This is a genomic window from Bacillus sp. 05T22 (assembly GCF_056396765.1).
Map to the genome: position 1 here is coordinate 1 of NZ_JBFTMC010000117.1, position 13149 is coordinate 13149.

At 31.1% G+C, this 13149-nt stretch carries 12 protein-coding genes and 2 pseudogenes; 13 read left to right on the forward strand and 1 reads right to left on the reverse strand.

The genetic code is table 11. From position 1 onward, the window contains the following. Positions 1-143: 143 nt before the first annotated feature. From AC1DIT_RS23635 to AC1DIT_RS23685, 11 genes and pseudogenes are all read left to right on the forward strand, one after another. Complete coding sequence (locus AC1DIT_RS23635; protein WP_476998449.1) at positions 144-1412, forward strand: helix-turn-helix domain-containing protein; 1269 nt, start codon at positions 144-146, stop codon at positions 1410-1412. A gap of 405 nt (positions 1413-1817) precedes the next feature. Beyond that, on the forward strand, positions 1818-3248 hold the full coding sequence (locus AC1DIT_RS23640; protein WP_016115157.1) for a zinc dependent phospholipase C family protein: 1431 nt from the start codon (positions 1818-1820) through the stop codon (positions 3246-3248). A 117-nt stretch (positions 3249-3365) separates the two neighbouring features. Beyond that, complete coding sequence (locus AC1DIT_RS23645; protein WP_016115156.1) at positions 3366-4202, forward strand: endonuclease I family protein; 837 nt, start codon at positions 3366-3368, stop codon at positions 4200-4202. Between the two features lie 306 nt (positions 4203-4508). Next, positions 4509-5159, forward strand: a complete 651-nt coding sequence (locus tag AC1DIT_RS23650) for a hypothetical protein (RefSeq protein WP_033671248.1) — start codon at positions 4509-4511, stop codon at positions 5157-5159. A 173-nt stretch (positions 5160-5332) separates the two neighbouring features. Continuing rightward, on the forward strand, positions 5333-6256 hold the full coding sequence (locus AC1DIT_RS23655; protein WP_016115154.1) for an ABC transporter ATP-binding protein: 924 nt from the start codon (positions 5333-5335) through the stop codon (positions 6254-6256). Beyond that, positions 6253-6996, forward strand: coding sequence for an ABC transporter permease (locus AC1DIT_RS23660; RefSeq protein ID WP_476998450.1), 744 nt, complete (start codon positions 6253-6255; stop codon positions 6994-6996). The genes AC1DIT_RS23655 and AC1DIT_RS23660 overlap by 4 nt, the downstream gene beginning before the upstream one ends. A 15-nt stretch (positions 6997-7011) precedes the next feature. Next, complete coding sequence (locus AC1DIT_RS23665) at positions 7012-7749, forward strand: ABC transporter permease (RefSeq protein WP_016115152.1); 738 nt, start codon at positions 7012-7014, stop codon at positions 7747-7749. Positions 7750-8092: 343 nt separating this feature from the next. Beyond that, on the forward strand, positions 8093-9733 hold the full coding sequence (locus AC1DIT_RS23670; RefSeq protein WP_016131484.1) for a M3 family metallopeptidase: 1641 nt from the start codon (positions 8093-8095) through the stop codon (positions 9731-9733). 44 nt (positions 9734-9777) lie between these two features. Continuing rightward, positions 9778-10530, forward strand: coding sequence for a WecB/TagA/CpsF family glycosyltransferase (locus tag AC1DIT_RS23675; protein ID WP_016115150.1), 753 nt, complete (start codon positions 9778-9780; stop codon positions 10528-10530). Between the two features lie 49 nt (positions 10531-10579). Beyond that, positions 10580-10783: pseudogene (locus AC1DIT_RS23680) on the forward strand (phosphorylase family protein); the annotation flags it as partial. Next, a pseudogene (locus AC1DIT_RS23685) lies at positions 10782-11045 on the forward strand (GNAT family N-acetyltransferase); the annotation flags it as partial. The pseudogenes AC1DIT_RS23680 and AC1DIT_RS23685, both read left to right, overlap by 2 nt. A gap of 51 nt (positions 11046-11096) precedes the next feature. Here AC1DIT_RS23685 and AC1DIT_RS23690 read toward each other — a convergent pair. Next, positions 11097-11513, reverse strand: a complete 417-nt coding sequence (locus tag AC1DIT_RS23690) for a hypothetical protein (protein ID WP_016115147.1) — start codon at positions 11511-11513, stop codon at positions 11097-11099. A 174-nt stretch (positions 11514-11687) separates the two neighbouring features. Here AC1DIT_RS23690 and AC1DIT_RS23695 point away from each other — a divergent pair, with 174 nt between their 5' ends. Beyond that, positions 11688-12335: a response regulator transcription factor gene (locus tag AC1DIT_RS23695; RefSeq protein ID WP_476998451.1), complete on the forward strand. Its 648-nt coding sequence runs from the start codon at positions 11688-11690 to the stop codon at positions 12333-12335. After that, positions 12328-13149, forward strand: an 822-nt coding sequence (locus tag AC1DIT_RS23700; RefSeq protein ID WP_476998452.1) for a HAMP domain-containing protein, incomplete at its 3' end; no start/stop codon positions are given. The genes AC1DIT_RS23695 and AC1DIT_RS23700, both read left to right, overlap by 8 nt.

The following is a 13149-nucleotide window of genomic DNA, read 5'->3' on the forward strand; positions in this document are numbered from 1 at the left end:
CGAGAGTTTGCCCTTGAACTAGGAAAGTATTTTTATAATAATCGAGCGTATAAACAATCTGCAAAATATTTCGAAATGGCAGCTGAGAATACAATAAACTAGGAAAAAAATTTAATTCATTGAAAAAGTAGAGGGGAAGAAACATGCAAATTGGAGAACGAATCCGTCAAATTCGTATACATAAAGGATTGACACAAGGGGAACTTGTATCAGGAATATGCTCTATCGCTTATTTAAGTAGAATAGAAAATGGACAAGTTAAACCGTCTWYTTCWTTTTTAAAAAAGGTTTCTCAAAAGCTSAATYTTGATTCRGATTTTYTAATAGACGGAAAGAATGAGGGAGTAGAATCTAGCATTCTTAAAATATGCGATAAGTATAAAAAAGATAAAAGGATAACGGAAACAGAATTATCTTCGTTAGAACTGTATATTCGTGATACAGACTCAATTCCCTTATTATTAAAGACTTATGGTGTTCTCATATACTATCATGCTCGAAACAATAACTTATTATATGTAACACCACTTGTTGATCAAGCTTCGCAAGTGATTCCGGAACAAATAGAAACACAAGATAAGGAAGATTATATATATTATCTAATGGCTAGAGGGGCATACTTTTTTAATAAAGGAGACTATGTTACCGCATATGAAATTTACAAGAAGATTGAAAATATGCTTGGTCCTGAAGAAACGGTGCAACATGCTCATATATATTACAACATAAGTCATGTACGTCAGAACCTTGATAAGGATCAAAGTATTAGTCGCATGTATGCCAAAAAAGCCTATAAATTGTATGAAAAATTTAATGATGAGCAAAAAAAAATATATGTGTTAATACTTCTTGCAATGCAATATAACAAGGATAAACTACCAGAACAAGCTATTGAATCTTTGAAACAAGCAGAAAATAAAGTGAAGACGAATAACAATCCTTTGAATGTATGTTTGACTGCATATAATTATGGGAAAATCTATCAAGGCTTGAAAGATTTTGCGAATGCGATTCCATATTATGAAAAAAGTTTAGAACTGAGTGACCATCTCCCGCGAACAGCTGATAAGGTGTATATACTACGGAATTTAATAGAAATTCATATAGAGCGAAAAGACTGGCAAACTGTTAATAAACTGATAGATGATGCATTTGATATTCTATCTATTTGTGATATACCTTATGCACATGTTCAACTCTATGGATTTAAAGCCCAAATATCTAAACTAAGGGGAAATGATGATAGTTTTGAGAAAAATATGGAAAAAGCAATTGAAATAGGGCTAGAAAAAAAGCAATATTCTTTAGTTCGAGAGTTGGCTCTTGAACTAGGAAATCATCTTTATGATAGCCGTGCATATAAACGATCTGCAAAATATTTTAAAATAGCAGCCGAAAATGTATTAGATTAAGAATAGCATTTGATTCACTAAAGGTAGAGGGGAACAGACATGCAAATTGGAGAAAGAATCCGCCAAATTCGTATACATAAAGGATTGACACAAGGGGAATTCCTATCAGGAATATGTTCTGTCGCTTATTTAAGTAGAATAATGAAATGGTTTCTTAGCTAACGTGTCAGAAGATTAAAAACGATAGGTACTCTCGTTTTTAATCTTCTGTTTTATATTTTGTTACATAGAGATTTTTCTTGTGAACTGTTTCTTTTTTTAGCTAGTAATTAAATATGTATAATTGCATAAATAAATTGAAATACATAGGTTATTATTAAATTACATTTATAATGTAAAATGGTATCTTTGCTTAAAGGTGAAATCGTTTACGTTATTGATGAAATTAAGATTTAGGAGAATCGTATGAAAAAGAAATTATGTACAATGGCTCTTGTCACAGCGATAGCTTCTGGTACTGTAGTAATCCCAGCAGAAGTACAAGCTTGTGGAATAGGAGAAGTAATGAAACAAGAAAACCAAGACCATCAAGAACACAAACGTGTGAAAAGATGGTCTGCAGAGCATCCGCATCATTCAAATGAAAGTACACATTTATGGATTGCACAAAATGCGATTCAAATTATGAGTCGTAATCAAGATAAGACAGTTCAAGAAAATGAATTGCAATTTTTAAATACTCCTGAATATAAGGAGTTATTTGAAAGAGGTCTTTATGATGCCGATTACCTTGATGAATTTAACGATGGAGGTACAGGTACAATTGGCATTGACGGGCTAATTAGGGGAGGATGGAAATCACATTTCTATGATCCTGATACGAGAAAGAACTATAAAGGGGAAGAAGAACCAACAGCTCTCTCGCAAGGAGATAAATATTTTAAATTAGCAGGTGAATACTTTAAGAAGGATGACCGAAAACAAGCTTTTTATTATTTAGGTGTTGCGACGCACTACTTCACAGATGCTACTCAGCCAATGCACGCTGCTAATTTTACAGCTGTCGATATGAGTGCCTTAAAGTTTCATAGCGCTTTTGAGAATTATGTGACTACTATCCAGACACAATTTGAAGTGAAGGATGACAAGGGAACATATCATTTAGTCGATTCTAATGATCCGAAACAGTGGATACATGAAACCGCTAAACTTGCAAAGGCAGAAATTATGAATATTACCAATGATAATATTAAATCTCAATACAATAAGGGAAACAATGCTCTTTGGCAAGAAGAAGTTATGCCAGCTGTTCAGAGAAGTTTAGAAAAAGCTCAAAGAAATACAGCGGGATTTATTCATTTATGGTTTAACACATTTGTTGGCAAAACTGCTGCTGAAGATATAGAAAATACTATAGTGAAAGACTCTAAGGGAGAAGCAATACAAGAAAATAAAAAATACGTCGTAGCACCAAGTGAGTTTCTAAATAGAGGTTTGACCTTTGAAGTGTATGCAAGGAATGACTACGCACTATTATCTAATCACGTAGATGATAATAAAGTGCATGGTACACCAGTTCAGTTTGTATTTGACAAAGATAATAATGGTATCCTTCATCGAGGAGAAAGTGTACTGCTGAAAATGACGCAATCCAATTATGATAATTACGTATTTCTTAATTACTCTAACATGACAAATTGGGTACATCTTGCGCAACAAAAAGCAAATACTGCACAGTTTAAAGTGTATCCAAATCCGAATAATTCAGCTGAATATTTCTTATATACAGATGGTTATCCAGTCAATTATCAAGAAAATGGTAATGGAAAGAGCTGGATTGTGTTAGGAAAGAAAGCAGATACACCAAAAGCTTGGAAATTTATACAGGCTGAATAGAATTTTCTAACGTATAGAGAGAGAAAATGTGTATGTAGTTTTAAATTAATTCATGTGTTTAGAAAGAAATTTTTTCGTTCATTAGTTAAAATTAAATTTTAAAGGGGATATGTTTATATGGTGTTCCGAAATACAAAACTTGCTATTTTTACTATTTCTTCATTTTTTATTCTAGGTTCTTCATCCCTATCATTTACAGATACCGTATATGGTGAAGGAGCTTCTTCATCTTCAAAAGTAAATCAAGCGGTAACTGCAACTAATTATGATGATACATATTATAATAGCGCGAAGGGGAAAACGGGTTCAGAATTAAAAAAGGAGCTTCATAACATTATTGATCATCATACAAAGATATCATACAGTGCGGTTTGGGAAGCGCTAAGGGATACTGATGAAGATCCAAATAATAAAAATAATGTGCTCCTTTTATATACAGGGCGTTCGCAAGGGAAATTTACAAATGGTTCAGGAGTAGATAATTGGAACCGAGAACATGTTTGGGCAAAATCGCACGGTGATTTTGGGACGGCTGCAGGACCAGGGACGGACTTGCATCATTTAAGAGCTACAGATGTATCTGTCAATAGCTCACGTGGCAACTTAGATTTTGATAACGGTGGTGTGAATCATCCAGAAGCGACAGAATGTAAATACGATAATGATTCTTGGGAACCTCGTGATAGTGTAAAAGGCGATATTGCGAGAATGTTATTTTACATGGCTGTTCGTTATGAAGGGGATAGCGGTGAAGTAGATTTAGAACTTAATGAGCGAGTGAATAACAATAAAGATCCATATATGGGAAAACTATCTGTTTTGCTAAAATGGAATGAGCAAGATCCTGTTGATGACATTGAGAGAAAGCGTAATGAAATTATTTATACAAAGTATCAACATAACCGGAATCCATTTATCGATCATCCTGAATGGGCAAATGGAATTTGGAAATAAATAAGGTTATATATGTTAAAAGAATGGTAGAGCGGTTAGTTAATTTATTTATCAGTAAATGATGTACTAAAAAGGAGTGATTATAATCACTCCTTTTTGTGTTTACATTTGTTTTTAAAATACTATCTCTAAGGCATCTAAATAGATGATGAAATCTTTTTATACTTTAAAATTTGTAAAATAAAAAGGTTAAATCGTGTGGTAATTTGCAATTTTTTTAATCGAATTTTACTAATTGTTTTTAACATAAATGAACACGTATACTTTAGGTACAGAAAGTCAAACAGTAAGGAGGGAGTTAAAATGATGCTAGAAACAAAAAATTCTATAAATATGATAAATAATATAAATTATCATTTGGATCATAGTAGGAGGAACGATCAACATATAAAAATCTTTTCAAATAAACCAAACGTATTGCCATATCGTGTTTACAAACATCCATTGAATAAACAAATACCCCAAAAAGAAGTGATGAGTCTAGTTAAGCCGTTTATCCATATTGATACGTTAGCACAAATTCTATATGAAGTATTTCACAATCAAACATTGACAGCTTTAGTACCTATTCTGTTTGTTTTCCAACCGAATGCTATAAATGGTATATCTAGACCTGGTGCTTATTCAATTGATTTTAATAATGATTATTTTATTCATTTAAAAGATATTAATATTCAAGAATTTAAATCAGGAATTGGTGAACAAAAAGGTCCCTTAGCTATTGGATATTTGATAAATAAAAACAAAAGTATCCAATATTCGAAAATATTTATGTACCAAAAATTACAAGAGCAAACTATAGAATGTATACTTGGGCTACAAAAGAAATTATATTTACATGGGGAGTTAGAAGAACAAATTCAAGTATCATTTAATTTCAATAAAATAATGTTGCCTTTAATTGTCTTACAGTGGATGAAACAAACAGTTTTACATGAAAGAAGTAACAAAAGATAATTAGTACAGCTGACGTGTGTCCAGAAACAATTCTGGCTACACCTCAAGTTAATACATGTAACTTCGTAACTAGCTTAATTGCATCAGCATTACCTGGGTTATCCAAAATGGATAGTAAGGAAAAATTTATAGGTAAAATTAACGGAAAATTCAGACGATAGGTGGTTGATTTTGTGAATAATCAAGTTTTAAACATTAAAGGTCTGCATAAAAAATATAAAGACAAACATGTTTTAAAAGGGATTGATTTAACTATAAAAAAGGGTGAAATATTTGGATTATTAGGCCCGAATGGAGCTGGTAAATCTACATTTTTTAAAATCATTTTAGGATTAATAGAAGCTGATGAGGGAACTGTAGAAGTATTGGGAATGGATATACAAAAGAATAGAATAGAAATCTTATCTAAAACAGGTTCATTAATTGAAGCTCCAACCTTTTATGAGCATTTATCTGGATACGAAAACTTATTAATTGCTTCTAAAATGAAAAATGTTCATGATAAAGAACATATAAAAGAACTTTTGAATTTATTTAAACTATATGAAGATCGAAACCGTGCTTTTAAAAAATATTCTCTTGGTATGAAACAACGTTTAGGATTAGCTGCTGCTTTCATAAATAACCCTGAATTATTAATATTAGATGAGCCTACTAATGGCTTAGATCCACAGGGAGTTTATGAAGTGAAAGAATTCATAAAAAAAGCTCCAAAAATGTTTAATTCTACTATAATCCTTTCAAGTCATATTTTAAGCGAAGTTGAACAAATGGCTGATCATATCGGGATTATTCATCAAGGAGAAATAAAATATCAAGGTTCGTTATCTTCTTTAAAAAATAAACAATCATTAAATATTGTTGAAGTTAGTGTTAATAATATAACTCTTACTGATAAACTACTTAAACAATCCAATTATACATTCAATGTAAAAAATAATATCTTTAGTATTGAATATTATGATGAGAAAACTCTGAATAATATTCAACAACTATTAGTAACGAATCAGATTTTTATTCAATCTTTCCAAACTAAAAAGCAGAATTTAGAGGAAGCATATTTAGATATTGTTGAACAAGGTGCTGTAAGTGTATGAGAAATGTATTAGCCACTGAGTATATAAAATATAGAAAAAGTCATTTTTGGTTTTTGGTTATCTTAGGACCTATTATACTTGCATTAGGTGAATTTGCTGGATTAAATTACTATAGTAATTCTCATACTATTAAATTAGAAACTATATTCGGCATAAATTTGCAACTTTTAAAATACATCTTAAACTTTTTTATTGTGTTTATTATAGCTAGTGTAAACAATGTCGAATATAAAAATTCTACGTGGAAAAGAACATTTACGTATCCAGTACAGAAATTTAGTGTGTATGTAAATAAGTTCCTTATTGTTATGGTTGCTCTTATTATTACAACCGTAATACATATGATTTGTACAGTGTTATTAATTCCAGGTTTAGGTATTTCTTTGGATGCGGTTTCAATGCAGCATGTGTTTGTTTTTACGTTATATCCATTTCTTATTAGTATTCCATTTTGTGCCTTGGCGTTCATTATATCCATTAATTTATCGAATCAATCAGTGATCGTTGCACTAGCTCTAGCTTCGTATCTTTTCGGCGATATATTAAGTTCAACTAAGCTTTGGTGGTTTCCTATTTCATATCAAATCTTATATTTTCMAATCAATTATGTGAATAATCTAGATGTTTTTAATACATTATGGTCATATGATAAATGGTACATGCTAGCAGGAATTCCTATTACCATTCTCATTTTAGGAATTGGATACATCTTATTTATTAAAATGAATAATAAAAACTAACAAAGGAGATCTCAAATGATAAATTTAATTTATTCCGATTGGATAAAAATAAGAAAACACCCGCAACAAATTGTATTATTCATCCTAGCACTTTTTCCGATTATATATTCAATGATTATGTATACTAAATATGTAGTAAAAGAGTATAATCATGGTTTGGATAATGATTGGATGGGCGTATGGATGTTGGCATCTTTCTTCTATGTTGGTTTTTTTCTTCCTGTTATTTCAGGGATGGTAACGGCCTTCCTGTGTCAGTTTGAAAACAAAACCAATTGGAAAATAATGCATCTATCTCCAAATACTAATTTTAAAATTGTTTTATCTAAAGTTGTATCCAGTGTATTATTATTTTCTGCACTACACTTAATAGTTTTAATAAGCTTATATTTATTTGGAATGTATTTTGATTTTACAGATCCATTTCCTTTATTATTCATGATTAAAGTATTTTTACTTTCTGTAGTTGCGACACTTCCACTTATTACAGTGCAACTCTTATTATTCTTATTTATTAAAACATCTATCACTTTTACATTTGTTAATATAATCCTATCTTTAATCGGTTTATTTCTTTTTTCAGAAGTAAAGTGGGGATTTGGATATATATGGTCTTTACCATTCAAGTCTATAGAATTAGTTGATCAAGGTATATTATCTATTGCTATATTATTGGTATCAATAGTTGCATTTACCATTGGTATGATTTTAATTACAGTACATTATGTAAAGTCATTGAGAAAGACAGTGTAAAATGAGAGTTGGAGCGTAGAGAAACTTAGTATTATCCCATATATGGGATAAGTATCTATTTTAATAAAATAGAATGAAATTTGGAAATAAATAAGGTTATATATGTTTAAAGAATGGCAGAATAACGGTTAGCCAACTTACATATCGGTAAATTATGAACGGAAAAGGAGTGGTTATGATCACTCCTTTTTGAGTTTATTTTACAATAATTGATTTGCACAGGATTGGTGGATTCACGGATTAAAATTCGGAATATTTGAAGATATGAAAATTGTTCCGAATCATATATAATTAGCTAATGAATGCGAGATTGTAACTATTTGTAAAAACAGGAGGCTATAATATGAATCAAATTATCGATCATCCAACGAGATGGGATTTGAAAAGGCTATATCCTGAATCAAAAGACCCTATGTTTTCTACAGAAATAGGGATAATAGAGCAATTAATAGAAACATATAAAGAAAATAGAGACTCAGTAATCCTCTCAAGAATTATACAAAGAATTGAAAAGGCAGAGTATTACTTTTATTGTCTTTCTGCTGAACACGCAGATGAATCTACAGCTGCTTTACCTCACACAAAAATAAATACTTTGAAAACAGAGGTTCGTTTATTACTACAAGAATCGAATCATGAAAAAAATGACTTCTTCGAAAATCAAAATATCAACTTTATAGAAAATGAATTAAAAGCTTGGGAAGACATGTACATACAATTACGAAATAGATTAGAAGTACATCATAATAACGAGATATTATCATTTGGAAAAGCAAACTATCTTGCGATGAATGGTGAAACTCATCATGAAAGATTAGCGGCATTTTCTTCTCTTACAGAGGCATTGGAAAAGGAGAAAACAGTATTTGCTAGCGTACTTAATCAAATAGGTAGATTGCGTAACCTAAAAAGTAACCTGTTACAAGAACAGGAGGTATTGTCACAATCTCTTCAAGCAAACGGTATTTCTAAAAATGCATTATTGGAAATGTGGAATGCTATTGAAGGGAATCTTGAAAAGTTATCGAGTGTTATAGCGTTTCATAAAAGAAGTAAGGAGACGTTTACTTGGCATGATTTAATGATATTGGAAGAAAATAATCAGGTTCAAATTCCGTTTTCAATAGCAGTAGAAAATATATATGAGGCCTTAAAGGATATCGATGAAGAACTAGCACAATTTGCACAGCGCGCCATTACGAATAGGTGGGTTGATGCTGAGCCAAGAGATAATAAGCCTCCTAGTGGATTTTGCGCTCCTTTTTTAAGTGAAGGAGAATCTCGAATTTCATTACGGTATGATGGAACAATTGATAGTGTAAGAATATTAGCTCATGAATTAGGGCATGCATGGCATTTTTATGTAATGAGCAATGAGCAGTCTACTGCTTTTTTAGATGACTACCTTCCAATGTGTATGGCAGAATCAGCATCTATTTTCTTTGAGATGGTACTTGTAGATTACTTAGTTAAAATAGCAGAAAGTGAAAAACTGAAAAAATTATTGCTTAGTTGGAAAATCAGAAACAGCTTTAATTATGTAATGGCCATTCGAGCTTCATTTCAATTTGAACAAACATTTTATGAAGAAAGTCAAAAAGGACCTTTAAGTGCGGATGAATTAGAGAGATTATCTATACTTTCACAAAAAGCAGCTTATGGAAATTGTCTAACAGAATATCAACCTTTTGTTTGGATGAAATATGGTCAATTTTATACAGCGAATGTTCCATTTTACAACTATCCATATACATTTGGTTATCTACTAAGTTTAGGATTATTAGAAATTGCAAAACAAGATGGCGGTGAGTTTCATTTCAAATATAAAAAATTCTTGTGTGAGACAGGAAAGCGTCCAGTTGAAGAGTTGGTGAAACAATACTTTCACATCGATCTTGCCGATAATGAATTTTGGAAGAAAGCATTGCTTCAAATAAATAAGGATGTTGATGAGTATTTACAGCTTGTACAAGAGGAAGTTTAAGTCATTTATTATAAGAGAACACATAGGGGAAGTGTATGTAAGAAATGGAACAACAGTATATAAAAGGCATACCATTTTGTAGTTTAGAGTATAAGAGAGTAATAGATATATTAAAAAATTGGTTATCTGAAAAGGAAAATAAACCAAAGTTTATTGTTACAGCTAATCCTGAAATTGTGATGTCTGCTAAACAAACTTCAGCTGAATCTGTACGTTTCAAAAATATTTTACTATCCGCGGATTTAATAACAGCAGATGGAATAGGTGTGATACTCGGTTCTAAAATTTTAAAAGGAACATTGAAAGAACGTGTTACCGGTGCGGATTTGACTCATGATTTAATAGAGTATTGTAATCATGAGGGGTACCGGGTGTTTCTTTTTGGTGCTGCACCAGAAAGTAATGAGAAAGCATTAGGAAATTTGAAAATACGTTTTCCACATGCGGTTTTCGAAGGACAGCATGGCTTTGTGAAAAATGAGCAGATAGAAGAAGTCAAAGTTCGAATTCAACAATTCGAGCCACACTTGCTATTGGTAGGATTAGGATCGCCTAAGCAAGAGGTGTTCATCTATGAAAATCTTCAAAAATTAAAAGTCCCTCTATCTATTGGTATTGGAGGTATGATTGATATTTTATCCGGCACGGTAAAACGAGCTCCAAAACTAATGAGGGATTCTGGTACAGAATGGTTATATAGGTTAGTAACACAACCTAAAAGAATAAAACGACAGTTGATACTTCCAAAATTTCTAGTATCAGTTATGGCAGAGAGAGTCAGAAAAAGTGTCCATTAACTTTTTATAATAGAAACTTCATATATAATCGAGAAGAGGTAGACGACCAATGAAAAAAATCGGTATTATTGGAGCAATGCAAATCGAAATAGACTTACTTTTAGAAAAATTAGATATTTATGAGGAATATACAATTGCAAGAATGCCTTTTTATAAAGGAATATTTATGGATAAAGAGATTATTGTCACTCGCTGTGGTATTGGGAAGGTCAATGCCGCTTCGTGTGCACAAATTTTAATAGACAAATTTGATAATTGGAATTGGTGGCTTAAATAAAGATCCGTATACGAGAAATGAAACAATTGGACGGTTACGAAGGTTTTATATGTCGAAAGCATATCGAAGGAAAGGGCTAGGAAACTTATTATTAAAGAGGATACTATCTGATGCGAAAGAGCACTTTCAAATTGTCGTTCTGTATACAGACACAGAACGAGCTAGTCAATTTTATACTTCAAATGGATTTCTGAAAAGTGAAGAACATAAAGGATCAACCCATTATGTGAAATTATAAAAAAAGATTCCGTAGACGATGCTTTATGGAATCTTTCTTTTTTATAAGTAATTATGATTTTACCTTTAAATGCCTCAATAAATGTTCAGGATGACCTTGCACATAATAAAAATGTGGATTGTTTTCGTCATCAAAAATCATGATATAGGGTTTTTCGTTAAGTGGAAGGAGTACAAGAACTTCATCTATTGTTGTATGTATCCATTGATTTGTAATGACTACAGGTTTAGACAACGGGATTTTTATCATATGGCCAGTTTTAGGGACAACGTTTAGATTTTTAAATGCTCCGGTAATTGATTTTGCATATTGTATTGCTTCTTTTTGAATTTCTATGTCTAGAGACTGTTTTTGTATAACCATTTCCTTTTGACAATCAAACACTTCAATTTGTTTATTTGTTTCTGCGAGAACAGTTGTTGATAATAAAAATGAAAACAGAAAAATGAATCCTATTTTTTTAAACATGGAACAACACCTCATATTTACTATTCCCTCAAATCCTATAAATATTTTTTGTCATATTCATGTAACAAAAATGTTGTACCATAACAAAGTAAAATAAGAAATTTATGTTACTTTGTTATGAAAATGATTACAATTTATAAGGCACATATAGATCGTTAATGGAGGAAGGTACGAGTGAGAGTATTAATCGTAGATGATGAGCAGGATATGCTTAAAATTTTAAAAGCTTATTTTGAAAAGGAAGGCTTCCAAGTTCTTTTAGCAAAGGATGGAGAAGAAGCACTTSAAATATTTTATGAAGTAAAAATTGATTTAGCAATTTTAGACTGGATGATGCCAAAAAGGAATGGGATCACTGTATGCCAGGAAATAAAAAAGAACTCGAGTGTGAAAGTATTGATGCTTACTGCTAAAAGTGAAAATGAAGATGAACTTGCGGCCTTACAAAGCGGGGCGGATGAATATGTGAAAAAGCCATTTCATCCAGGGATTTTACTTACAAGAGCTAAAAAACTACTGAATCAAGATGAAGTCATACAAGTTCAAAATCTAAAAATAGATTTGATAAAGAATAAAGTATATAAAAGTGATAAAGAATTAGAAATTACAAAAACAGAGTTAGAATTAATTAAATGTTTTTTAAATCATAAAGGTACAATATTAACACGTAAAAAGTTACTAGATATCGTATGGGGATTTGATTATTTTGGAGATGAGCGGACAGTGGATACACATGTTAGAAGGTTGCGGAAAAAAATAGGTGAGGATATTATAAAAACGCATCGTGGTTTAGGTTACAGTCTGGAGGATGAACGTGAATAAGCTTGGTAAAAAGCTCTTTGTCAGTATATCGTTAACAATCATTCTTATATTTACTATTTCATTATTATTGATGAACTATTTTTTACCGAAATATAATATATATAAAACGCGGGAAAAGTTAAATACAATTACAAATCAAATTCAGTCTTTGCCTGTTGAACAATTAACAGATACTATAAATCAAATCGAGAATGAGAATAACGTAACAATTGTTTACACGCCAATAAAAAATACAGAAGATGAAATTAATGAATCGTTACGCTCTGGGCTTATAAAAAAGAGAGTGACATTGAATAAACTTTGGATTACAAAAGAAGAAGTAATAAAAGTAAAGAGTTCTGGACAAGCAAATAAATTATATGATCAAGAGAAGCTAAAAGCGAGTTTTTTTGCGAAATTTATTTCAAAAAATGAAATGTTAATCTTAGTGGGAGTATCTATTGCTCACTCGAATGAACTAATTGAGACACTTAATACATTTAATATATATATTTTTGGTTTTTCAATATTTCTTGTCATTGTACTTGTTTGGATATTATCAAAAACGATTACAACACCGTTGAAAGAATTAAGCGATGTTGCAGAAGATATTTCTCATCTTGATTTTAAGAGAACAAATGTAAAAACAAATGATGAAATTGGTGATTTAGCTAATAGTATTAATATTATGAGTGATAAATTACATGAAGCTCATCAAGACTTAACGAATAGAAATGAACATTTGAAGCGATTTATGGGGGATATTACCCATGAATTAAAAACACCTATAGCTTTAGTAAAGGCATATTCTATGGGAATTAAAGATGGTCTTGAT

What these genes read in the sequence shown, in the direction of transcription:
- AC1DIT_RS23640 (WP_016115157.1), top strand. Translation starts at nt 1,818, where the DNA reads ATGAAAAAGAAATTATGTACAATGGCTCTTGTCACAGCGATAGCTTCT.
- AC1DIT_RS23645 (WP_016115156.1), top strand. Translation starts at nt 3,366, where the DNA reads ATGGTGTTCCGAAATACAAAACTTGCTATTTTTACTATTTCTTCATTT.
- AC1DIT_RS23650 (WP_033671248.1), top strand. Translation starts at nt 4,509, where the DNA reads ATGCTAGAAACAAAAAATTCTATAAATATGATAAATAATATAAATTAT.
- AC1DIT_RS23665 (WP_016115152.1), top strand. Translation starts at nt 7,012, where the DNA reads ATGATAAATTTAATTTATTCCGATTGGATAAAAATAAGAAAACACCCG.
- AC1DIT_RS23670 (WP_016131484.1), top strand. Translation starts at nt 8,093, where the DNA reads ATGAATCAAATTATCGATCATCCAACGAGATGGGATTTGAAAAGGCTA.
- AC1DIT_RS23675 (WP_016115150.1), top strand. Translation starts at nt 9,778, where the DNA reads ATGGAACAACAGTATATAAAAGGCATACCATTTTGTAGTTTAGAGTAT.
- AC1DIT_RS23690 (WP_016115147.1), bottom strand. Translation starts at nt 11,513, where the DNA reads ATGTTTAAAAAAATAGGATTCATTTTTCTGTTTTCATTTTTATTATCA.